Annotated in this window: 24 protein-coding genes, 1 pseudogene and 1 riboswitch; of the genes and pseudogenes, 7 read left to right on the top strand and 18 right to left on the bottom strand. The window is 39.2% G+C overall.

The features are described 5' to 3' along the window. Positions 1 to 151 precede the first annotated feature (151 nt). Complete coding sequence (locus MKY06_RS04630) at positions 152 to 637, bottom strand: GNAT family N-acetyltransferase (RefSeq protein WP_029324863.1); 486 nt, start codon at positions 635 to 637, stop codon at positions 152 to 154. 175 nt (positions 638 to 812) lie between these two features. On the opposite strand from MKY06_RS04630, the gene MKY06_RS04625 reads away from it, so the two are divergent. Genes MKY06_RS04625 through MKY06_RS04615 form a run of 3 tightly spaced genes read left to right on the top strand, consistent with a single transcriptional unit; the run spans position 813 to position 3,211 of the window. Further along, positions 813 to 1,043, top strand: coding sequence for a FeoA family protein (locus tag MKY06_RS04625; RefSeq protein WP_013055605.1), 231 nt, complete (start codon positions 813 to 815; stop codon positions 1,041 to 1,043). After that, positions 1,040 to 3,010: a ferrous iron transport protein B gene (feoB, locus tag MKY06_RS04620; RefSeq protein WP_340960283.1), complete on the top strand. Its 1,971-nt coding sequence runs from the start codon at positions 1,040 to 1,042 to the stop codon at positions 3,008 to 3,010. The genes MKY06_RS04625 and feoB overlap by 4 nt, the downstream gene beginning before the upstream one ends. 15 nt (positions 3,011 to 3,025) lie before the next feature. Then, a complete protein-coding gene (locus MKY06_RS04615) occupies positions 3,026 to 3,211 on the top strand; it encodes a FeoB-associated Cys-rich membrane protein (RefSeq protein ID WP_013055603.1) in 186 nt (61 codons plus the stop codon). 43 nt (positions 3,212 to 3,254) lie between these two features. On the opposite strand, the gene MKY06_RS04610 is transcribed toward MKY06_RS04615, so the two are convergent. Together MKY06_RS04610 and MKY06_RS04605 are read right to left on the bottom strand one after the other, a co-directional pair. Beyond that, positions 3,255 to 3,578, bottom strand: a complete 324-nt coding sequence (locus tag MKY06_RS04610) for a DUF3243 domain-containing protein (RefSeq protein WP_013055602.1) — start codon at positions 3,576 to 3,578, stop codon at positions 3,255 to 3,257. Between the two features lie 16 nt (positions 3,579 to 3,594). Then, the gene (locus MKY06_RS04605) at positions 3,595 to 4,176 is read right to left on the bottom strand and encodes a hypothetical protein (RefSeq protein ID WP_098526738.1); all 582 of its coding nucleotides are present in this window, start codon (positions 4,174 to 4,176) and stop codon (positions 3,595 to 3,597) included. A 256-nt stretch (positions 4,177 to 4,432) separates the two neighbouring features. Between MKY06_RS04605 and MKY06_RS04600 the strand changes: the two genes are divergently transcribed. The 3 genes from MKY06_RS04600 (at position 4,433) to hxlB (ending at position 6,264) form a co-directional block, all read left to right on the top strand. Continuing rightward, positions 4,433 to 4,798, top strand: a complete 366-nt coding sequence (locus MKY06_RS04600; protein ID WP_013055600.1) for a winged helix-turn-helix transcriptional regulator — start codon at positions 4,433 to 4,435, stop codon at positions 4,796 to 4,798. 268 nt (positions 4,799 to 5,066) lie between these two features. Further along, positions 5,067 to 5,696 (top strand): 3-hexulose-6-phosphate synthase, encoded by a 630-nt coding sequence (hxlA, locus tag MKY06_RS04595; protein ID WP_013055599.1) that lies wholly within the window; start codon positions 5,067 to 5,069, stop codon positions 5,694 to 5,696. Between the two features lie 10 nt (positions 5,697 to 5,706). Next, positions 5,707 to 6,264, top strand: a complete 558-nt coding sequence (gene hxlB, locus MKY06_RS04590) for a 6-phospho-3-hexuloisomerase (protein WP_013055598.1) — start codon at positions 5,707 to 5,709, stop codon at positions 6,262 to 6,264. A 123-nt stretch (positions 6,265 to 6,387) separates the two neighbouring features. Here hxlB and MKY06_RS04585 read toward each other — a convergent pair whose 3' ends face one another. From MKY06_RS04585 to nei, 12 genes and pseudogenes are all read right to left on the bottom strand, one after another. After that, positions 6,388 to 6,633: a ferredoxin gene (locus tag MKY06_RS04585; RefSeq protein ID WP_013055597.1), complete on the bottom strand. Its 246-nt coding sequence runs from the start codon at positions 6,631 to 6,633 to the stop codon at positions 6,388 to 6,390. Between the two features lie 87 nt (positions 6,634 to 6,720). Next, positions 6,721 to 7,731 (bottom strand): ABC transporter substrate-binding protein, encoded by a 1,011-nt coding sequence (locus MKY06_RS04580; protein WP_078081506.1) that lies wholly within the window; start codon positions 7,729 to 7,731, stop codon positions 6,721 to 6,723. Then, positions 7,728 to 8,471, bottom strand: a complete 744-nt coding sequence (locus MKY06_RS04575) for an ABC transporter permease (protein WP_013055595.1) — start codon at positions 8,469 to 8,471, stop codon at positions 7,728 to 7,730. Before MKY06_RS04575 ends, MKY06_RS04580 begins: the two co-directional genes overlap by 4 nt. After that, positions 8,468 to 9,232, bottom strand: a complete 765-nt coding sequence (locus tag MKY06_RS04570; protein WP_013055594.1) for an ABC transporter ATP-binding protein — start codon at positions 9,230 to 9,232, stop codon at positions 8,468 to 8,470. The genes MKY06_RS04575 and MKY06_RS04570 overlap by 4 nt, the downstream gene beginning before the upstream one ends. After that, positions 9,225 to 9,896: a thiaminase II gene (gene tenA, locus MKY06_RS04565; RefSeq protein ID WP_029324860.1), complete on the bottom strand. Its 672-nt coding sequence runs from the start codon at positions 9,894 to 9,896 to the stop codon at positions 9,225 to 9,227. The genes MKY06_RS04570 and tenA overlap by 8 nt, the downstream gene beginning before the upstream one ends. A gap of 5 nt (positions 9,897 to 9,901) precedes the next feature. Then, complete coding sequence (locus MKY06_RS04560) at positions 9,902 to 11,179, bottom strand: acetylornithine deacetylase (RefSeq protein WP_078081505.1); 1,278 nt, start codon at positions 11,177 to 11,179, stop codon at positions 9,902 to 9,904. A 114-nt stretch (positions 11,180 to 11,293) separates the two neighbouring features. Beyond that, positions 11,294 to 11,396: riboswitch (TPP riboswitch) on the bottom strand. A 219-nt stretch (positions 11,397 to 11,615) separates the two neighbouring features. Further along, positions 11,616 to 12,626: a MupG family TIM beta-alpha barrel fold protein gene (locus MKY06_RS04555; protein ID WP_029324858.1), complete on the bottom strand. Its 1,011-nt coding sequence runs from the start codon at positions 12,624 to 12,626 to the stop codon at positions 11,616 to 11,618. After that, positions 12,623 to 13,984, bottom strand: a complete 1,362-nt coding sequence (locus MKY06_RS04550; RefSeq protein ID WP_013055590.1) for a PTS transporter subunit EIIC — start codon at positions 13,982 to 13,984, stop codon at positions 12,623 to 12,625. Before MKY06_RS04550 ends, MKY06_RS04555 begins: the two co-directional genes overlap by 4 nt. 89 nt (positions 13,985 to 14,073) lie before the next feature. Next, a complete protein-coding gene (locus MKY06_RS04545) occupies positions 14,074 to 14,928 on the bottom strand; it encodes a MurR/RpiR family transcriptional regulator (RefSeq protein ID WP_029324857.1) in 855 nt (284 codons plus the stop codon). Between the two features lie 12 nt (positions 14,929 to 14,940). Next, a pseudogene (murQ, locus tag MKY06_RS04540) lies at positions 14,941 to 15,342 on the bottom strand (N-acetylmuramic acid 6-phosphate etherase); the annotation flags it as partial. A 278-nt stretch (positions 15,343 to 15,620) separates the two neighbouring features. Continuing rightward, entirely contained in the window at positions 15,621 to 15,998 is a 378-nt protein-coding gene (locus tag MKY06_RS04535; RefSeq protein ID WP_013055587.1) for an FAS1-like dehydratase domain-containing protein, read from the bottom strand. A gap of 104 nt (positions 15,999 to 16,102) precedes the next feature. Continuing rightward, positions 16,103 to 16,921, bottom strand: coding sequence for an endonuclease VIII (nei, locus tag MKY06_RS04530; RefSeq protein WP_013055586.1), 819 nt, complete (start codon positions 16,919 to 16,921; stop codon positions 16,103 to 16,105). A gap of 249 nt (positions 16,922 to 17,170) precedes the next feature. Here nei and MKY06_RS04525 point away from each other — a divergent pair, with 249 nt between their 5' ends. After that, a complete protein-coding gene (locus MKY06_RS04525; protein ID WP_013055585.1) occupies positions 17,171 to 18,172 on the top strand; it encodes a DUF3231 family protein in 1,002 nt (333 codons plus the stop codon). A 176-nt stretch (positions 18,173 to 18,348) separates the two neighbouring features. On the opposite strand, the gene MKY06_RS04520 is transcribed toward MKY06_RS04525, so the two are convergent. From MKY06_RS04520 to MKY06_RS04510, 3 genes are all read right to left on the bottom strand, one after another. Then, positions 18,349 to 19,365 carry a FecCD family ABC transporter permease gene (locus tag MKY06_RS04520; protein ID WP_013055584.1) on the bottom strand — a complete coding sequence of 339 codons (1,017 nt, stop codon included), beginning with the start codon at positions 19,363 to 19,365 and terminating at the stop codon, positions 18,349 to 18,351. A 5-nt stretch (positions 19,366 to 19,370) separates the two neighbouring features. Continuing rightward, positions 19,371 to 20,405 (bottom strand): FecCD family ABC transporter permease, encoded by a 1,035-nt coding sequence (locus MKY06_RS04515; protein ID WP_013055583.1) that lies wholly within the window; start codon positions 20,403 to 20,405, stop codon positions 19,371 to 19,373. Between the two features lie 79 nt (positions 20,406 to 20,484). Further along, the gene (locus MKY06_RS04510) at positions 20,485 to 21,429 is read right to left on the bottom strand and encodes an ABC transporter substrate-binding protein (protein WP_029324852.1); all 945 of its coding nucleotides are present in this window, start codon (positions 21,427 to 21,429) and stop codon (positions 20,485 to 20,487) included. Between the last annotated feature and the right edge of the window lie 118 nt (positions 21,430 to 21,547).

Here is a 21,547-nt window from a genome sequence, read left to right as displayed (position 1 = left end):
CTGTTTGACCGAAAAACATTTTCGGTCATTAAGTTCTGATTAATGTTACCATATTCACAAGAATAAGGTCAATCGTTATTCTGTAATTAAAAGCTGATTTTAGCAGAAAGTTTAAAATCAGCTTTTTTAAGATAACGTTCATGCTATAGGCTTAAATCATTAACTTCATCCGCATCGTTTTTAACAAATGCCCTTCAAATTCATCATCAAATTCACCCACGAGCTGGAAACCTTTTGATTGATAAAAAGCACGGCCTATTCCGTTTTCCCTTTCTACGTTAATGTAAACGATTTTTAATTCCTTCGAGCGCTTCATTCCTTTTTCTAACAATTGCGAACCGATTCCTTTTCCTTGATAAGCAGGCAGTATATAGATAGATCCTAGTTCTATTTCCCCTCTGTTTTGTAGTCGGAAAAAGTTAGCGTACCCTACGATTTTCTCATCAATAGTTGCTACATAAATGAACGAATTGCGCAGGCGCCACAGCAGCCTTTTATTGGAGTATGCTTCTGAAAGAAACCGATTCTGAACGCTTCTAGGAATAATTCCTTCATATGTATCATACCAGCTCATCTTTGCGACGTATTGAACAGACGTAATATCTTCTTTTCTCATTTTGCGAATGATTACCTCCACTCACATCCCTCCTGACAATTTGCTGCTAAAATCGTACATAATTTCACCTGAAAAATATAGTTATAAATATATATTTTTAATTGTAACGCTCTAGAAGCATTGATTGATTTTAGAACCTTATGTATAATCGAGATAGATACAAATTGAAAATGATTATCATTAACAGGAGTGCTGAATGATGAATTTAACTACCGTGAGTATTGGCGACAAAGTAAAAGTTAAAAACATTGAATTTTTAGATAGATCATTAGAACGCCGCCTTCTTTCTTTTGGAGTAAAAAAAGGCTGCGAACTATGCATGAAGCAAAAAACCATCTTAGGAGGACCTTGTATTATTGAATGTCAAGGTCAAATGATTAGCATCCGAAAACGCGATGCGGCTAAAATTGAGGTTGAGACAGCATGAGTACAATTGCACTTTTAGGAAATCCAAACACAGGAAAAACTTCTTTATTCAATATATTAACAGATTCCTATGAATACGTAGGAATCTGGAGCGGTGTAACCGTTGAAAAGAAAGTTGGGTCTATTAAAAAGCAAAACAGCCAGCTGGTTGATTTGCCGGGTGTGTATGATTTTACTCCTCTTTCTTCAGATGAAGCAGTGGTAACTAACTTTTTGTTAACCGGAGAATTTAACAGTATGCTGAATATTGTAGACGCTTCTCAGTTTGAAAGAAGCATGCATCTCACTATTCAAGCATTGGAATATGGAAAGCCATTAGTAATCGGCTTAAATATGATTGATGTAGCGGAAAAACGCGGATTGACTTTTCATTTGGAGAAGCTTAGCAAATCATTACATATTCCGGTTTCTGCAATTATTGCCCGCAATGGAAAAGGAATTAATGAGCTTCTCTCCAATTTGAAGCAAGATTTAAAAGCCCCGTTATTTCAACTAAATTACGGGGAAACCGCTGAACACGCAATTCATATGATTCAAACAAAAGCGGATGTCAGCAGATGGATTGCCATTCAATTTTTAGCTGAAAATAGCGTAATTGAATCAACATTAAAAGAAAAAACGAGTTACTCAGAGCTGCTTGAGCTTCGAAAAGCAGCTGCACAAAAATTAACCAAGCCGCTTAGCGAGCATTTCTTCGACGTGCGTACAGCATTTATCGAGCGCATTTCCAGCGAGTGTATCGTAAAGGGCAGTGAAGCACCTCTAACCTTCACAGATCGAATCGATCGAATTGTGACGCATAAGTGGCTTGGTCTCCCTATTTTTCTTGGCTTAATGTATTTGATTTTTAATATTACGTTTACTTGGATTGGCGTTCCTCTTTCTGATAAACTGGACGGTTTTTTTGGCGGAACGCTTAGTAAAGGCGCTGATTCTCTTCTAAATGCAGCTGGTGCTGCTCCATTTATTCATGATTTAATTGTGGACGGCATCATCGCAGGCGTAGGCGGCGTACTAGTATTTGTACCACAAATCTTTGTCCTGTTCTTTTTCATTTCACTGCTTGAAGATTCAGGATACATGGCTCGAATTGCTGTAGTAATGGATCGTATCATGGAATTTTTCGGTTTGAACGGAAAAGCATTTATTCCGATGATTATTAGCTTTGGATGTAACGTACCGGGGATCATGGCCGCGCGTACAATTGAACAGCGAAAAGAGCGCCTTATGACCATTTTAGTAAATCCATTTATGAGCTGCTCAGCACGCCTTCCTGTATACGCTTTGTTTGTAGGTGCGTTTTTTGTGCAAAACGGAGCAGCTGTGGTGTTTTCTATGTACTTGCTTGGCATTATTTTAGCACTTGTTGTAACGAAAATTTTATCAGTAACGCTTCTTAAAGACGAACAATCAACTTTTATTGTCGAACTTCCTCCTTACCGCGTACCTCAAGCCAAGACTCTTTGGAGAAGCACGTGGGAAAAAGGCCGAAATTTCGTCCGAAAAGCAGGTACGGTTATTTTAGCTGGCTCTGTATTTATCTGGCTATCATCTTACGCTGGCCCTGGCGGTTTTGGAGTAGATATGGAAAATAGCTTTATGGCTATTATTGGAGGTGCTATCGCTCCTCTATTTATCCCTTTAGGTTTTGCGACATGGCAAGCTGTAGCATCACTGATTACAGGCTTCCTAGCAAAAGAAGTGGTTGTTTCAACTATGAGCATCATTTATAAAGTACAAGAAGGACAGCTTGGCGACACAATGAAGACATTCTTTACACCGCTAACAGCCTATACGTTTATGGTGTTTGTTCTTCTTTATGTTCCGTGTCTAGCAACCGTCGCTGTTATTCGACGAGAAACCGGCTCATTGAAATGGACAGCATTTGCTGTGGCCTACCCTTTGGTTGTCGCTTATCTCGTAGCTTTGCTTGTACACACTATTGGAAAAGTACTTGGTTTTTCTTAAAAGGAGTGAATAATATTGATTATTAACATTTTAATTGGGGTTTTGATATTTGGATATGCCCTTTATCATATGACAAAATTCTTCCGCAAGAGTACTCAGGGAAAATGTGCAAGCTGCGCACAGCAATCTTCTTGTACAACGGATGATTGCGGTATTGACTGGGATAAAACGATTCAAGAGGCTCAAAATCAATCATCTTAATACATTAAAAAAGCATCCTGATAGATGGGATGCTTTTTTAATGTTACGCAACTAGTTTTAAAATGAGATGAGAAAGGACTTCCTTTTCCTCTTCACTGCTGACTTTCCATAACTCATGAAGGACTTTTTCTTCTCGGTTTCGAGGCTCCTCATTTTTGGCTAAATAGCTAGCCACTTTTTTTGTAGCGGCCGTTAATTGTTCCTCGCTTAACCCGAGCTTTTTACCGACATGAACTTTTTGACTCAAATAATCAGTAAACGTATCAAAGTTCTGCAAAATTGCTTCTTTTTTCTCCGTCCCTAAATTATCTGCCGTTTCTTCAATTTTATTCATGTCTTTTGTAGTTCCTTCATTCATTTGACTCACAGTTAACATCTCCTTTTTAGTGAATAGACTGGTATGTTCTTTCACGCTCAGCTTCTGGTTTTTCGTCTGATGTCATTTTTTCTTTACTTATTTCAGAAGTTGCATCTTTCACTTTTTCACCAATTTGCTGTAAATCACTTTTAGCATCTTCTACCGTCGATTTTGCATCATGCGTAACGCTTTTCACATCTTCTGCTTGCTTAAAGAAATCTTCATTTACACGCTCGTACAAATGTTTAGCATCATTAATTGCATCTTTTAAAAGATTCGATGCGTTTTTCATTTGTTGCACCATTTTTTCTTTTGTTTCTTGAGGGTTCTCTTTTACTTGATTAATCATGTTTGCAGAAGAGTCCTTTAATGTAACGGCTCTTCTTTTAACAGATGAACGAGTTTTATTATCAAGCAATGTTATACATCCACCCACAACTGCCCCGACAACAACACCTTTTACTAGCTTGCTGCTGCAGCTTTTTCCAGCGCTAACAGCAGTAGTGCTATTAGCTGTCTGTGGATTGTTATTGATTCCTACGTCGTTATTAATGCCTGCGCTGTTGCTTAAAGCAGGGTTTTGTAATTCAGATCGGCTTCTTTCCATTTTTACTGCCTCCTTTAGCATTGTTATTGAGTGATTTCCCATCTTTTTTTATATTTAAACAATTGAATTCCTTAAAAATAAAAAACATGACTAAAGGCCACCTTTTACACCTCACTAGTCAAGAATAACTATATAGTAAGAAAAGCTGAGCTTTTTAATGGGAAGATACAAGCCGGATTTTTGTAAAAGGATTGTCAGCACCGGTATAATAAGTAGTACTTTAAATTTTATACTATTGGTCATAGGGGTGAAGCAATTGAGCCAGCTTAATAAGGAATTTAACTGTGAAAAAGAATTAACGCTTGCTATTATCGGTGGAAAATGGAAGATGCTGATACTATGGCACTTAGGACGTGAAGGAACAAAACGGTTCGGGGAACTAAAATCGCTTATTCCTGATATTACGCCGCGCATGCTGGTTAACCAGCTGCGGGAACTGGAAGAAGATCTAATTGTTAACCGTAAAGTTTACCCTGTCGTACCACCTAAAGTCGAATACTCACTTACAAAAGAAGGAGAAAGTTTAATGCCCATTTTGACAGCCATGTATGATTGGGGTAAAAATTACCGGGATACAGTGCTGATCAATCAAGAACAAAAGGCGGAAACGTTAATTAAATGATGGAAACTACTCCTTCTATTCCATAGTTTTTATTTTTTTATGCGGATGATGTTACTCAATGTCATCCGTATTTTTAATGAAAATTAAGCGGTTACAAGACTGATATGTCCATTAGTATACTTCTGTATACTATCATTTCCCACACTATTTGTGGGAAAAGTGCGTACTTTTAAGAACCTCAAACTGCGGGTACAATAACTACACCAGCTGCTTTTTATGTAAAAAAGCACAAAAGGTATTTATAGATTTCTGTAAGGAGTGGAGTAGAATGGAATTACAATTAGCATTAGATCTTGTTAATATCTCTCAAGCAAAAGAGGTAGTAAAAGAAGTTGAAGAACATATTGATATCGTGGAAATCGGTACGCCCGTTGTAATCAATGAAGGGCTTCGCGCCGTTAAAGAAATTAAAGAAGCATTTCCTAATTTAAAAGTATTAGCTGACCTAAAAATTATGGATGCAGCTGGCTATGAAGTACAGCAAGCTTCTCAAGCTGGAGCAGACATCATTACCATCTTAGGTGTTGCTGAAGATATGTCAATCAAAGGTGCAGTTGAAGAAGCCAAAAAACAAGGTAAAAAAATTCTAGTCGATATGATTGGTGTAAAAGATATTAAAGGACGCGCAAAAGAGCTAGACGAATTTGGCGTTGACTATATCTGTGTACACACAGGATACGATCTTCAAGCAGTTGGCCAAAACTCTTTTGAAGATTTAGTAACAATCAAAAGCGTTGTAAAAAATGCAAAAACAGCCGTTGCTGGCGGCATTAAATTAGAATCTTTACCTGAAGTAGTAAAAGCACAGCCTGATCTTGTTATCGTTGGCGGAGGAATCACGAGCCAAGATGATAAAAAATCAGTTGCTTCTCAAATGAAAGAGCTTATTACAAATTAAGGAGCTTTCTATGCAGACGAGCGAACATTTAAAAACGGTTATGAATGAGCTTTTACAAACAACAGCTCTAATCGCTGACGATGAAGCTGAACAGCTTGTAAATGGCATCATCTCATCTAAAAAAGTGTTTGTCACAGGAGCAGGCCGTTCAGGCCTTATGGGCAAGTCGTTTGCTATGCGTATGATGCATATGGGCATTGATGCTTATGTCATTGGAGAAACCGTGACGTCCACTTTCACGCAGGATGATTTATTAATCATCGGATCAGGTTCTGGCGAGACGAAGAGCTTGATTCCTATCGCTCAAAAAGCAAAAGAACTTGGGGGAAAAGTTGGAGTAGTCACAATTTCTCCCGACTCCACGCTTGGCAAGCTGGCTGACTTTATCGTGAAGCTGCCCGGTGCTCCGAAGGATCAAGAACAAAGCAGTTATCAAACAGTGCAGCCTATGGCGTCACTGTTTGAACAAACGCTTCTTCTCTTTTACGATGCGCTGATTCTTCGCTTCATGGAGAAGAAAGAACTTGATACCCATACAATGTACGGAAAGCATGCAAATTTAGAATAAAAAAAGGTCTTGCCTAGGCAAGACCTTTTTGTTTTGAAACCTTATACTGAACATGCCGAAATGTTAACTTATCTCACATAGAAACTAAATGTACTTTATCATTATTTACTTTTTTCAAAAGCCCTATTCGAATTTTTGTGCATCTCCATAAAAGGGCTGCTCTGCAACTTTAATCGATTCTGTGGGGCATCCTTCGTACGCTTCCATCATCTCATCTTGCTGATGTTCAGGAACTTCTTTTGTTCCTTCGTTGTTATCTAACACGGCATAAGCAAGACCTTCTGAATCATAATCATAAAGATCTGGTGCGCTTCCTCCACATGCTCCGCAAGCAATACATGTTTCCTTATCTACTATCGTAAAAGCCATAAAAAAAACCTCCTTTACCTTTTCACTTTCTCGTTCAGAAAGTTACGTTCAGTATAAGAAGGTTTTTTTAAATTTGTCTTAAATTATTTACTTGGATTCTCCGATATTCTCAAACATTTCATCTACATTTGGCTTTTTCTTAATTAATCCCGACTCTTTTAACCAGTCCACATTTGACTGCCATGATTCTTTCGTTTGACTGCCAAATCCGTGTTCAGACTTCATTTTCGGAAGTAAAATATTCAAACTTTTTGTTTCCACGTCTTTTTCAAGAGGAAAGTTTGACTTATCTTGGTTATCTAACAAAATTTGAAGTGATTCTTTTGGATGCTTCTCTGTGTACTCATACCCTTTTGTCGCAGCACGCCAAAACGCTTTAATCGTATCAGAATCTTTTGCCCACGTTTGATCCCCAGTAACTGCCACTAGCTCATAATAAGATGGTACACCGTAATCTGAAGGATCAATGTCAACCGTTTTGTATCCTTTTTTATGAAGCAATGGTACTTCGTGGTTAATATACGCACCTATTACGGCATCTACTTTTTTACTAATCAGCGATGAATTCAACTCAAATCCTACGTCTACTAGTTTTACTTTATTAGGATCTCCTCCATCGCTTTTTACCATTTTCTTTAGAACAGACTCGCTTAATGGTGTTCCGCTGTAGCCTACTACTTTTCCTTCTAAATCTTTAGGACGCGTAATACCGCTATCCTTCAGCGCCACAACTCGGTTTAACGGAGACCTTACAATCGCTCCTACCGACTTTACCGGCACATCTTCATTTGCTCGTGCCATTGCTACATCAGGCTGATAGTAAAGGCCGAGCGTAACTTTCCCCGCAGCTGCTAAATTAAGCGAGTCTGTTGGATTAGCAGGAAACTGTACTTTTACATTCAGCCCTTCTTTTTTAAAATATCCTTTTTCTTGTGCAGCGTAAATGAAGCTGTGCACTGCATTTGGGTACCAATCAAGCATAATTGTAACGTCTTTTAATTTTTTACTGTCACCAGCTTTATTTTCCTTGTCTTGGCCGCAAGCAGCGAGCATCAAAACAAGCATCAGGCTTAACCCAATCGCAAACCATTTTTTCATTCTGTTTTCCTCCACTTTAATGAACGTTTTTCGAAACCTACTACAATAATAAAGAATAAAATACCAAGCGCGGATAAAATCACAATTGGTGCAAATACACCAGCTGCATCAAACTGTGTCATCATGCGACGACTGAAATATCCTAAGCCTGCTTGTGCACCTAACCATTCCCCAATGGCAGCACCTATTATACTAAAGGTAACCGCTACTTTGAGCCCTGAATAAAAATGAGGCAGTGCAGAAGGAATGTTCAACTTAAAGAAAATATCTTTTTTTGTTGCTCCCATCGTTAACATGAGTTCTTTTAACTCTTTGTTTGTGGAACGAAGCCCGTCGAATGTGCTAACCGTAATAGGAAAAAAAGTAATTAATACGGTCACAATCACTTTGCTCCAAATGGAGTAGCCAAACCAGAGAACAAATACAGGAGCAATGGCAATGGTCGGGATCATTTGTGACGCAATAATAAGCGGATAGAAAGCACGCTCAATAAGCGGACTCCAATTCATCCACACGGCCAGCAGAACCCCTAGCACAACGGATATAAGCAGCCCAATTACGACAATAGATAACGTAGCTGGTAAATGCTTAAACAATAAATCCATTCGCAAATCCCAAAGCTTTGTTAAAATACCGGTGGGCGTTGGTAAAATAAACGGATAGTTTACAATGCGTGCTCCAATTTCCCAAGCAGCCAGTAAAATGACTACTAATATCACTGAAGCTCCGTACTTTTTCATGTGTTCACCTTCGATCTAAGCTGTTCAATTAAATAATCTTTCACGTCAAGCACACGCTGTTGATTCAAATCTTTTTGCGTTCGAGGTCTGCTAAGCGGCACTTGAATCTCTTCAAGATGACTTACCGGCTTGTCTGAAAAGATAAAAATACGATCTGATAAAAAAAGCGCTTCGTTTACGTCATGAGTGATAAATAAGATGGTGTGTTTACGCTTTTGCCATTGTTCAAGCAGCCATTCCTGCATCGATAGACGCGTAATGGCATCAAGCGCACTGAAAGGCTCATCCAAAAGCAGCACGTTAGAACCGCTTAATACCGTTCGCAGAAAAGAAACACGCTGCTTCATCCCTCCGGATAAATCACTTGGAAAACGGTTTTCATACCCTTTTAACCCAAACTCTTCGAGCAGCTGAGATACTTGCCTATGAGCACTTGCCTTTGACACATTGTGAAGCTCAAGAGGCAGTGCTGCATTGTCTAGAATCGTGCGCCACGGAAGAAGCAAATCTTGCTGCGGCATGTAGCCTACTTTTCCAAGACGTTTTTCGTAAGACTGTCCGTTAATCATGATATCGCCTTCACTCTGCTGTTCAAGACCTGTAATGAGACGAAACAACGTACTTTTTCCAGATCCGCTTGCTCCAACGATACTTACAAACTCGCCTTCTTTCACGTCTAAATTTAATGATTTTAAAATCGCTTGATCACCGTTTTTGTACGTAAAACTTACGTTTTGAAAAGATAACACAGACTTATTCATAAATTGGCCACATCGCTTCGTTATAAGCCATATCCCAGAACATATACTCAAAACGCGTTGTGTTTAAGAAAATTTCTTCGAGCTTTTCTAACTCCGCTTCTGATTTGTCTTCAGTAAGTGAGTCAAATAAGTTGATACACCACGTCGCTAGTTCTCCAAATTCTTCTGAGCTGTACATTTCAATCCACTCACGATAAAACTCATTGTTAGCTCCAGGCTTTTCACTGAGTTCTTTTCCTATTTCCCAGTAGCTCCACATACAAGGCAAAAGAGCCGCCACTAATTCAGCCAATGTTCCGCTTTGACCAACGTGCAGCATATAGTGTGTGTATGCAAGCGTTGTAGGAGATGGCTGCGCTTTTTCTAATTCTTTTTCGCTGATTTCAAATTTCTTGGCATACTCACGGTGCAGGCTCATTTCTTCGTTTAATGTAGAATCTAAAAGTGCAGCAAATTTCCCCATCGTTTGAACATTGGTAGCTTTCATGGCTCCAATCGCAAATAATTTAGCATAATCAATTAGGTAAAGATAATCTTGAATCATATAAAAGCGAAACTTCTCCTTTTCAAGCGTTCCGTCTCCCATTCCCTGTACAAAGGGATGATTATGATTTTGGCGCCAAATCGGCTGCAGCTTTTCATATAATCGTTCACTAAATTTCATGATGATCACTCCTTATGCGTATGCAGCCACGTATAAATGAACTGCACCATCACTTTTGTATATTGAATAAGCTGATTGATATCTAATTGTTCGTTCACAGCATGTGCATTTGCTAAATTCCCAGGACCGTAAATAGCTGCTGGAATACCCGCATCAGCTAGCCAACCGCCATCTGTTACGCTAGTTGACACATCAATTGGAGGCTTTTCCCCTTCAATTTGTTCGTGAGTATGTGCAAGCAGCTGCACTCCTGCATGACCTTCATCAATTTCTAATGACGGAAAGATTTCTCCTCTGTCTTCAATCATTGATGTGCCTCCCCATTCAAAGGTTGGCAGATTATCTTTTAACCATGGATCTGCTTTTGCAATAGCTAAAATGTATTCTTCCACTTCTTTTGATACTTGGTCGTATGATTCATTAGGATAATAGTGAACGGTGATCCACAGCCTGCATTCATCTGCAATAAACGCAGCATGCCTTCCGCCTTCGATTACTGCTGGGTTAATCGTGTTTGTTCCTGGCAAAAATCCTGGATAGCTCTTTGTAACAGCCCAGTGGCGCTCCAATTCTTGTAGCCCTCCGATCACTTTTGCCATCTTTTCGATAGCGCTCGCAGCTAACAGCCCTCCTCCAGCATGAATCATGCTTCGGCGTGTACCGTCATGATAGGTTTTGCTGCTTTTTATCGTAATCCATCCTGTGATTACTCCGCCTTGACCTTGAATATGTAAATCACTCGTATCGGCTACAAGCGCAAAGTCAGCTGTATATCCTTTCTGACAGCATTGCAGCGTACCTGCTTCTCCCACTTCTTCTCCTACAACGGATTCAAAAATCAAGTCTCCCGGCAGTTCAATTCCTGCTTCCGTTAAAAGCTGCACTGCAAATAATGCTCCTGCCAAGCCGCCTTTCATATCAGCAACTCCGCGTCCGATTATCATATTGTCTTTTACCACAGCTTCAAACGGATTTGTCCCCCACTTTTCATTTTCTTGTACCTCAGCAACATCCATATGCCCGTTAATAATCAAGCTTTGATAGTCAGCTGATTTTTGTCCTTTTAACGTACCTACTACGATGGGATCGTTGGAATATAAGTCCCACATATCGATGGAAAAACCGCAGTTTTTAAGGAAATCCGCTACGTATAGCTGCGCTTCATGAGAATTTCGTGCAGGAGGCGCCGGCGTTTTATATGAAACAAGCGTTGTTAATAACTGGATTAGCTCCCCTTTGCGCTCCTCTACCTGTTTGACAAGCAAATCAATTGTTTCTTCCATGTATGACACCTTCCTTTATGCATAAAAAAACACTTCTTTCGCAGGAAAGAAGTGTTTTTGTTTATATACACAAAATTATTATAACGAGTTCGTAAGGAAATCCCATACAAAACATCCATTACAATACCTCTTTCCTACGCTAGTATTACCTAGTTCAGGTTATAAGGGTTAAGACTTCTCGTCTCTCTCAGCTTCGAAAGCACCCCTAGTGGTGTTGTATCTCTATGAAATTAAACTATTATCATATGTTTACCTTTAATAGTTTTATCATAGTAAAGCGGTTTATTCAATAGAAAGGTTCATGATTCAGCAATGAAAATAGTTTCCTTTTTAGTAAAATAAAAAGCACACACCTTTTTTAAGCAGTGTGTGCTCTTTACTTTTATAAGCTTACTAGTTAGCTATCGGCTTTTTTAAAAATACACGATTTTTCCATTTAGACAGTGACAAGCTCAAGTTTTCGCCCCGGTCTCACTAATGAAAGTAGCTCATGATCTTCCTCTATCACATACCCAATCACGTTAACATTAGTATTTGCAGGCAAATTCGTTTTAGCTATTTGAACCTCTCCTCTGTAGCGTCCGTAGCCATCATTGTCCATTGTAATTGCTCCGATTCTGCGTTCTACTGTACGAAATGGCGGCACTGGTTTTACAGATCGAGTATCAACCAACCGCAGAACGTCTCTTGATACATCCGGACGCACGCTGTACGTTCCCTCTATATGAAGTGAACGAATGCGCAGCGGAATAATGCGGTTTTCTTGATATCGAACTAAACGCTTTAATAAACTTGAACCGGCGTATGGATCTCCAATATAAACCTCCGTTACTCCGCATCCGTATAAATCTACTGCAGAGGTAAAAGGACATCTATTACGGTCTTTTTCTCTAGTAGGAAGACCTTGATAAACAGGGCCTCTTTTTTCGCCTTCTCCAGGAATATAAGCGCAGACTGGGATACGAAGTTCATTAAATAAATCTGTCTGCTGTTGAAAAAACGTTTCTTCAAGTCCTGTTTCAGGCCGCGGATAAAAATTATGCCATGCAAGCAGCTGATGATGATGAAGGCCTGCAGATAACAGCGATTCTATTTCTTGTTTGGATAACGTACTTGCATTAACAGCAATATAAAATTCATTCGCAAGCGAAAGAGTTTCTTTTACACTAAAGCCATCGTCTAGTCTAATACCCGATACGCCAAGTGAAGATAGCGTCATAAGGCTTTCAATACCTAAATGAACCGGCGTATGCTTGGATACGTCTGCATACACGCTTATTCCACAATCTCTAGCCACATGAAGCAATTCTTTTGCCCGTTCAGCCAAATCTCCTTTTTCTTCTGGAATGTGAAGCGAAGTGAATGCGCGTGTAACTCCGCATTCACTCGCTTCTATTAATCTTTTTTTGGCATCACTATCATTTAAATAAAACGAAATACCGATCATTCAAACTCCCTCGCCATTTCATCGTTAAATCCAAAGAAATAGGTACAAATAAACCCTGCTGCATAAGCAATAACTAATCCAAGTAAATAAAGAAGAATTTGATGCGCATGAACTAAAAACGTAAGCGGCAAACCGGATACCCCCACTGCTACAGTTGCAATATGGAAGTGCGCCTGAAACGCTCCTCCGATTCCGGCTCCAAGACAAGCGGTTAAAAATGGGCGCCCTAAAGGAAGTGTGACTCCAAAAATAAGCGGCTCTCCGATTCCCAGCAGACCTGAAGGAAGTGCCCCTCCAATTGCTCGCTTTAAACGTTTTTTCTTTGTTTTGATATAAATAGCAAAAGCTGCACCTACCTGACCGGCTCCGCCCATTGCTAGTATAGGAAGAAGCGGATCATCTCCAATTGAATTAATAAGCTCTAAATGAACAGGAGTAAGACCTTGATGCAGTCCTGTAATAACGAGCGGCAAAAACGTTGCTCCTAAAACAAAGCCTGCTACAACTCCTCCAACCTCTAGAACTCCTAAAAGACCTTTTGTGATTCCATCTGAAATTAAGCCTCCGATTGGCATGAATACTACATACGTAATAATGCCTGTAATTAACACCGTAACGGTTGGTGTAATAATAATATCCAGTGACTGAGGGACAAATTTACGTACTCGTTTTTCTACCACGGCCATAAAGATTGCTGCAAGCAACACGCCTATTAAGCCGCCACGCCCCGGCAAAAGAGCTTCACCAAAAAGTTTAATATCAGCTACGGCAGGATTAATGACTAAAATGCCTGCTAAGCCTCCTAGAGCCGGCGAACCACCAAATTCTTTTGCGGCATTAATACCTACTAAAATACCAAGATAGGCAAATAAACCGCTCCCGATAACGGTTAAAAGAATAGCAATCTGTGAATCTGCCGGAAGCCACTTCGCTTGAACAGCTGCTTTTGTCACTCCGGTGATAAGTCCGGATGCTACAAGAGCAGGTATTAACGGAATAAAAATACTCGCAATTCGGCGAAGCAAGAGCTTAAACGGAGTTGCATTTTTTTCTTTCAGCTCCGATTTCCGCTGAGCCGCACGATTTTCTAAATTAATACCGCCGGATTCATCAATTAACTTTCCAAATTCCTCTGTTACTTTGTTTACTTTTCCAGGACCAATAATGATTTGCAGCGTTTCTTCTTCAACTAATCCGAGCACGCCTTCAAGCTTTCGTATATCTGCTTTTTTTACAATTGAATCATCTTTTACAGTCACCCGCAGCCGAGTCATACAATGCGTATACGCTTCAATATTCGATGCTCCCCCAAGCATCTCCAAAATAACCTTTGCTAATTGATGATTATCTAAAGACATGTTAATCCCCCTTTGTATTTTCCTCTTAGATGGATACGGTACTGAGGAAACAGACCACAAAATCCCCTTTTTGTAATCGCTTTCTTTTTTTATTTCTTAGTTTTCAAAAACTGAATGGCATCTCTTGTTTTATCAATATACTCAATCGTCTGGTCATACTGCTGCGCTGCAATACTTAAAAATAACACATCAATCACATAAAGCTGGGCTAAACGAGACGATGTAGCCGCGCTTCGAAACGGCGCTTCTTGAGAACAAGACGTATACAAACAAATATCAGCTAAAGACGAAACGGTAGACTGTCCATACTTGGTTAAGCTAATCGTCTTTACTCCGCGATTTTTAGCTAAAGATAAGACGTTGCTTACTTCAGGAGTCTCCCCTGAAAAAGAAATACCCACAACTACATCGTCTTTACTTGCATTTGCGATGAGTGTAGCTGCTAGATGGCTATCTGCAAAAGCCGTAGCATTTTTATTAATTCGAAGAAATTTTTGCTGCGCATCTATAGCAATAATATGTGAAGCACCGATTCCAAAAAAATGAATATTTTTGGCTTCAATCAGTGCCAAAACAGCCCGCTCTGCTTCTTTATAATTCACAAGCTCGGCCGTATCACTTAGACTTTGAATGCTGTTGCTTGCCGTTTTTTTGACAATAGATTGAATCGTTTCATTTGTTTCAATATCGCGGTATCCTTGCTCCGTATCTCTAGCTAAATCTCCGGCTACTCTTACCTTTAATTCTTGAAACCCGCTAACCCCGATAGATTTACACAAACGAATAACAGCAGCACTGCTAGCATTCGCTAGTCTACCTAATTCCCCAGCCGTACTGTTTACCACAGTATGCGGATTATTTAAAATATATTCAGCAATTTTCCTCTCCGAATCAGGAAGCTTTGCCACCGTGTTTTTAATCATTGTTAATCCACCTGTTGACATCGTTTCTCTCCTTTATACGTAATGTTCAATCGCTTTTCTCACATAACCGCCCGCATCATTCAGTAACATCTTCGCGGTGTCGTAATTTTCATTTGTTTTGATCATAACCACTGCTGTTTTCACCTCATTATTTGCTTCTTCAAGCGTTTGATTTGCTTGTTCATAAGAAACACCTGTAATTTTACAAATAATACCTATCGCTCGTTCTTTAAGCTTTTTATTACTCACATGAACATCTATCATTAAGTTTTCATACGCTTTTCCTACTTTAATCATAGCCGCTGTAGAAATCATGTTGAGAATCATTTTATGAGCGCTTGCTGCTTTTAACCTTGTGGAACCTGTTAGCACTTCCGGACCTACTACTACCTCAATACTATGGTCCGCTTCTTTTCCAATAAGAGAATTACCATTTATTCATTACGTTTAAAATTTCTTTTTTACTAGCCGCATCTACCTTCATTGCCTACTCGTTTTGAGACTCTGTGGTTAACAATGTAAGCTGTTCATTCATCTTTTTAGCTCCTTTTTAATCTTGTAGTAAAGTTATGGTTATTATAATCTCTTTAAAATATAATTTCGATAATTTTCTTTCTTTTTAAAATTTCGTTTTAAAAAACAACATAAAAAAGTCACGAACCCGTGACTTTTCTAACAACATTCATAACTTATTTCTTGTTAGCGTTTTCATTTTAATCTCTAATAATTCCATTACTTGTTCCTATCAGTACTTCTTTACCTTGTTGATTTCGATACACTGATTTGATTTTCACTTTTTGAAAACCATCTGCTTTTTCTACTTCAGTTAATATGCATTCACAGGTAACTGTATCTCCCGCAAAAACTGGACGAAGAAATTCACTCACCATTTCTCTTGCAATGTAGTTTAAGTCTCCTCCTATTTTTGTCCCAATACTAGCAGTCATAAGTCCATGCACCATTAGCCGCCCTTTTTCGTCACGTTCTATATGATGTTTGCCCCGGTCTCCAGTCATCTCCGCAAACTGCATGATTTCTTCCTCTTGAAACGTTCTTTGCCACGTAAATGTATCTCCTGCTTTACATTCCATCTTATCCCTCCCCTTAAGATTATGACTTTACTTTTTAACTATATCACAAAAATGAACAGTCATTCATTTACACATCAAAAAAATAGCAGAATAAATATATCCTGCTATTTTTGACAAGTAGGACAGTAATAAAGCCTTCTAGAAGCAGCTTGCACTTTTAAGATAGGCGTGCCGTCAATTCGGCAAGCTTCTCCTTCACGGTTAAAAACCCAGTGGCGGTATTGAGAGCGCTTTTGGCCTTTCTTTTTTAACGTTTCAGCAAGCTTTACATCATTTGTAATGCCACCTGTTTCATAGGACTGTTTTACAAGAGAAATGGTTGCTTCAGCTGCCTTTTTAAGCTGTTCTTCCGTGCAGTCTACTGGACGAGCAGCAGGATTAATTCCCGCTACAAATAGGATTTCACTGCGCAAATAATTTCCAATCCCCGCTATAAAGCTTTGGTCTAGCAGCAGCGACGCCCATTTTCTGCGGTAAAATGGCTTAGAGTAAAAGCGATCTAAAAGCTCATCTGCCGTTACTTCTTCACTTAAAGTATCCGGACCTACTCTTGATACAAAAGGATGAGCAGAAACTTCTTCATCACGTAATACTTCAATATCAGAAGCGCTATAGAGCAGCGCTGATTTCTTTTCATTATGAATAGCAAGACGCAGCTGTCTGTTTGTAGATGGATAATTGTAAGACGAACGTACATACCATTTTCCATAAAGCTGATTATGTGAATAAATGGTATAGCCGTTGTCAAAACGAATAAGCATAGCCTTCCCTTTTGTATCTACCCTTTTAATACGAGCACCCGTTAATACTTCTTCGTAATGCTGTAAAGATGGAAAAGCAAACCATATCTCTCTAACGGGAAGACTGATAATCGCTTTTTCCACTTCATCAGCTGCTCGTCTAATTTCTGGACCTTCTGGCATATAATGAAACTCCTTTCTTGCCTGACTTTCTTCATTTATTATTTCGGTTTTATTTCTGCTTTGCAAGAAAGAAGCGGTTGAACTCTTTTTTTCCTAAAAGAACCTTTAAATTATGCATGACGGTTACTCTTATAGTAAAATGTTGATACCTTTTTTTACTTTCTATAGTGCTTATCTTACTTCCTTTGACTTATACTAGTTGATAACCTTTTAGAAACTTGTTAATTATCTATATATGAGGAGTTTATTATGAACAATCAATCATTTTCTCCACTATCAGCCGCCGAGATGGCTGTTATTTGGAAGCAATATATGAACGATAAAGCAATTTCTTGTATGCTTAAACATTTTCTGTGTCATGTAGACGATTTAGATATTCAAAAAGCGATTCAAGGTACACTGCACATCACAACAAAAAACAGTGATGCGCTCACTGCTATCTTTTTAAAAGAAAATATGCCAATCCCGCTCGGTTTCGGCGAAGAAGACCTTGATGTTGAAGCTCCAAAATTATTTTCGGATTCTTTTTATTTGCTTTATTTGAAGCATATTTCAAATGTCCTTCTGCTATCAGCAACTACGGGTGTCGATGTTGCCGCAAGAAATGATGTACGATCTTTTTTTCGCAGCTTGCTATTAAAAGCAGAAAAGCTTAACCAAACGATTACAGATTTGCTGTTAGAAAAACAAATTTTTATAGAGCTTCCTCCTATTCCTATTGCAGATGCGTCTGATATGAACGATAAAGAACTCTTCTTGGGAAGCTATTTTGATGAAAAGCGGCCGTTAACCGTCATTGAAATTTCTCATATCGTGTCAAGCATACAGACGAACTTAATTGCAAAGGATTTAATTTTAGGGTTTGCTCAAACAGCTCCTTCTCAGGAAATTCAAGCTTTTTTGTTAAAAGGTAGAGAGCAGGTACAGCAGCACATTGAATCCCTGTCACAACCGCTAATGGTAGAAAACATACCGGTCACAATGAAGTGGGATTACGGAGTAGAAAAGTCTTCCGTTCCTCCATTTTCAGAAAAACTCATGATGTTTCACCTAGCCGCGATGATTACTGAAAATGTACGTGGATACGGGCTTGCGATGTCAACGAGCCCGCGTTTAGATCTCGCTTTAAACTATACAAACTTCACGAATGAAATTTTGGAATACGCCAAAGAAGTATCAAGAATAAGTATTGAACAAGGATGGCTAGAAGAGCCTCCGCATATTCCATTCCCAAAAATTCATTTGGAATAAAAATGAGATTGGGACATAACGAAATGAACCCAATCTAAAAACGAGCAATAGGAATATATGAGTTGGACTGCTTGTGAAACCTACGTTCACCATGATTACAAAACAACACGAACTATTCATCCATTTTTGATGGATAGTTCGTGTTTAACTTTAACTACACTACTTTTGTCACAGCCTCATTTTTTAGATTCTCTCCACAGTAAATAAAGAAAATACGGAGCGCCGATAATGCCAATGATTAATCCGGCCGGAATTTCAATCGGAGGAGCAATTCCTCTCCCAATTAAATCTGCTCCTAGTACAAACAAAGCGCCAAGCAAAGCGGCTATAGGAATCAATTTTTTGTGTCTCGGTCCCACTAACCGTTTGGCCACATGAGGAATAATAAGCCCTACAAAGCCAATGGTGCCAACAACCGATACAACCGCAGCCGTCATTGCCACCGCGCTTGCTAGCAATACTAAACGAATTAACTCTACTCTAGCCCCTAGTCCTCGAGCCACTTCATCACCTAAATGAATTAAATCTAATCGGGCAGCTAACAGCCAAATCAGCGGTACTAATATAACGACCCAGGGAAGTAAACCAATTAATTGATCCCATGTCCTTCCCCATAAGCTGCCGCTCAGCCAAATCAGTGCCGCATTTACGTTTGGATTTGCTTTTGAAATTAACAAGTGAATACCGGATGAACAAAAAGCGCTGACTGCTACACCTATTAATGCAAATCGAATAGGTTCTACTCCTTTTTTATAAGCAAGCAAATAGACGATGACAAAGACAAGCGATCCTCCTGCAAACGCAGCGGCGGATAAAACAGATGGGCTTGCTAAAGGCAGTAAAATAGTGACTGCAACAGCTGCTAATCCTGATCCGCTTGATAGACCTAATGTATCTGGACTAGCGAGCGGATTTCTCATAATGGACTGTACGACGACTCCGGACACAGCTAGGCCGACTCCTGTTAAAATAGCCAGCAAAATACGAGGTAGACGAAATTCTACTAAAATGGACGTCAAGTCAGGATCGCCAATACCAATAAAAGACGTAATAATGTCTAGAGGAGGTATGTTAATGTCTCCTAAGCTAAGGCTTATGACACTCAGCGCTATAATTAAGACAGAAAGAATGATAAACAGGCCGACAGACTTGAATCGAGATGGCTGCTTTTTTGTTTTATTGACAGTCTGCATATAACTCATGCCTTCCTTTCTGTTTTTTTGCGTCTCGCTAAGTAAATAAAGTACGGCGTTCCGAGCAATGCTGTTACTGCACCTACAGGAGTCTCATACGGGTATGTAATAAATCGTGATAATACGTCTGCTAATAGCAATAAAGATGCACCAAGCAGCGCGCTCATTGGCAAAACGACCCGGTAATCTACACCTATTAAATAGCGTACCATATGAGGAACAACAAGCCCTACAAAGCCAATGGGACCCGCAATTGCCACCGAAACACCTGCTAATACAATCACAACAACTGCAGTGAACGCTCTAATGGCAAAGACTCGCTGTCCGAGTCCTCTAGCTACGTCATCTCCTAAAGACAATAAAGAAGACGCTCTTCCCAGACCAAACGCAATAAGCAGGCCCGCGATGCTAAAAGGAACCAATACATGAACATGTCCCCAATCTCGCCCAATAACTGAACCGGTGAGCCAGAACATAACGCCTTCTGTTTTGCTTTCATTAAAAATCAGCAGTGTTTGCGTGAGAGACATAAGCATACCTTGTATAGCAACACCTGTTAAAGCAAGCTTTACATCACTGTCGCCTCCTTTAATCAACGAACTCATGACATAAACAATAACAGCAGCAAATGCGCCTCCTAAAAATGCACCGAATACCCCGCCAATCATGCTTACACTAGGCACTAAAACCGTTAAAAATACCATTGCCGCTGATGCGCCGGCATTAATACCAAAAATACCAGGAGAAGCTAATGGATTTCTAGTTAATGCTTGCATCAACGCTCCAGCGACAGCCAAATTAGCGCCAACAAATGTGGTTACCAGTAAGCGAGGCAGACGGACACTTTGAATAATAGACTGTTCTTTTGATCCGTCAAAATTTAGTATAGCTTGCTTAATCGTTCCAAAAGAAATATGTATAGAACCGATGGAAATAGATAAAAACATTGAAATCAGTAAAAGAATAATAACCGCAAGAAAAATAGCTATTATACGAAGCGGAGATTTGTTTCTTTTGGATAAGCCGTGAACAGCTTTCATAGTAGACTGCGCCTCCTTTCATTTGAAAGTTCAATAAAAAGAAAAGAACAATCCCGCTGGATTGTTCTTTTCTTCGTTATTATTTGCCTTCAAATAATAACTTTTCTGCTTCATCTGCAATACCATTTGCACCTTGTACACTTCGGCGAAGAGACCATTTAAATACATCAACTTCATACACTTGATTATTTTTAACCGCTTTTAGCTCTTTCCATAATGGCTGTTTTGCTAAAGGCGTATGACCTTTTTCATTTCGCATAACAATGAGTTTGTCCGGATCTGCTTTTACGAGCTGTTCCATTGTCATTTTTACACTGTACTCTTTTGTAGGATCTGTTAATGCATTTTTGAAGCCTAATTGCTCAAGAACACCCGTTGTAAAGAAATTTGAAGTTCTAGCATTAATATTACCATTTGCATCAGCGATAACAAGTACATTGCCCGGATTTTTTGGTGCTTTTGCTTTTAAATCCTTCATTTTTTGCTTATGCTCTTCTACCACTTTTTCAACTTTTGCTTTCTTGCCAACCGCTTCTCCTACTTTTAACTCTGTATTTAGTAAATCATCGTAATTAGCATTTAAGTTTTTTAACTCAATCGTTGGCGCAATTTCCGATAATTCTTTGTATACATTTTTATGACGTTCTGAATCGGCGATAATCAAATCGGGCTTCAGCAGTTTAATCGATTCCAAGCTTGGCTGCGCTCGCGTGCCAACTGATTTGTATCCTTTGATTTCTTTTAGTACATCTTTATCAATAAGCTGTTCTGCTTTATCATCATCAGCTACTCCTACAGGTTTGATACCAGCATCTAACAATGCATCAATAAAGCCTAACTCTAATACGACTACTCGCTTTGGATTCTCTTTTACCTTTGTCTCTCCAAGCTCATGCTTGACCACTCTTGTTTTTTCACTTTTTTCATCAGCTGAATTTTCCTTATTCGTGCTGCTGCAGCCGATAAGCATTCCGATTGCCAGCATTGTAATAAAAGCCAGCAGTCCTATTTTTTTCTTATTCAAATGTCATTCCTCCTGCTTGTATCTTTATGTAGATAATCGACTCTTGAAACTGATAATCGTTATCATTATATCAGTTTTATCTATTTAAACAAGCTGATTCGTTATTTTTTAATTAAAA

Origin of the sequence: Priestia sp. FSL P4-0332, assembly GCF_038005845.1 — a bacterium.
In the GTDB taxonomy this organism is placed as follows: domain Bacteria; phylum Bacillota; class Bacilli; order Bacillales; family Bacillaceae_H; genus Priestia.
The sequence above is the reverse complement of the archived record's forward strand: the minus strand, read 5'-3'. Positions and strand labels throughout refer to the sequence as shown.

Bases quoted from the DNA above. Each gene is read 5' to 3' on its own strand.
- MKY06_RS04625 (WP_013055605.1), top strand. From the start codon at position 813: ATGATGAATTTAACTACCGTGAGTATTGGCGACAAAGTAAAAGTTAAA.
- feoB (WP_340960283.1), top strand. From the start codon at position 1,040: ATGAGTACAATTGCACTTTTAGGAAATCCAAACACAGGAAAAACTTCT.
- MKY06_RS04605 (WP_098526738.1), bottom strand. From the start codon at position 4,176: ATGGAAAGAAGCCGATCTGAATTACAAAACCCTGCTTTAAGCAACAGC.
- hxlA (WP_013055599.1), top strand. From the start codon at position 5,067: ATGGAATTACAATTAGCATTAGATCTTGTTAATATCTCTCAAGCAAAA.
- hxlB (WP_013055598.1), top strand. From the start codon at position 5,707: ATGCAGACGAGCGAACATTTAAAAACGGTTATGAATGAGCTTTTACAA.
- MKY06_RS04585 (WP_013055597.1), bottom strand. From the start codon at position 6,633: ATGGCTTTTACGATAGTAGATAAGGAAACATGTATTGCTTGCGGAGCA.
- MKY06_RS04580 (WP_078081506.1), bottom strand. From the start codon at position 7,731: ATGAAAAAATGGTTTGCGATTGGGTTAAGCCTGATGCTTGTTTTGATG.
- MKY06_RS04575 (WP_013055595.1), bottom strand. From the start codon at position 8,471: ATGAAAAAGTACGGAGCTTCAGTGATATTAGTAGTCATTTTACTGGCT.
- MKY06_RS04570 (WP_013055594.1), bottom strand. From the start codon at position 9,232: ATGAATAAGTCTGTGTTATCTTTTCAAAACGTAAGTTTTACGTACAAA.
- tenA (WP_029324860.1), bottom strand. From the start codon at position 9,896: ATGAAATTTAGTGAACGATTATATGAAAAGCTGCAGCCGATTTGGCGC.
- MKY06_RS04560 (WP_078081505.1), bottom strand. From the start codon at position 11,179: ATGGAAGAAACAATTGATTTGCTTGTCAAACAGGTAGAGGAGCGCAAA.
- MKY06_RS04555 (WP_029324858.1), bottom strand. From the start codon at position 12,626: ATGATCGGTATTTCGTTTTATTTAAATGATAGTGATGCCAAAAAAAGA.
- MKY06_RS04550 (WP_013055590.1), bottom strand. From the start codon at position 13,984: ATGTCTTTAGATAATCATCAATTAGCAAAGGTTATTTTGGAGATGCTT.
- MKY06_RS04545 (WP_029324857.1), bottom strand. From the start codon at position 14,928: ATGTCAACAGGTGGATTAACAATGATTAAAAACACGGTGGCAAAGCTT.
- MKY06_RS04535 (WP_013055587.1), bottom strand. From the start codon at position 15,998: ATGGAATGTAAAGCAGGAGATACATTTACGTGGCAAAGAACGTTTCAA.
- nei (WP_013055586.1), bottom strand. From the start codon at position 16,921: ATGCCAGAAGGTCCAGAAATTAGACGAGCAGCTGATGAAGTGGAAAAA.
- MKY06_RS04525 (WP_013055585.1), top strand. From the start codon at position 17,171: ATGAACAATCAATCATTTTCTCCACTATCAGCCGCCGAGATGGCTGTT.
- MKY06_RS04520 (WP_013055584.1), bottom strand. From the start codon at position 19,365: ATGCAGACTGTCAATAAAACAAAAAAGCAGCCATCTCGATTCAAGTCT.
- MKY06_RS04515 (WP_013055583.1), bottom strand. From the start codon at position 20,405: ATGAAAGCTGTTCACGGCTTATCCAAAAGAAACAAATCTCCGCTTCGT.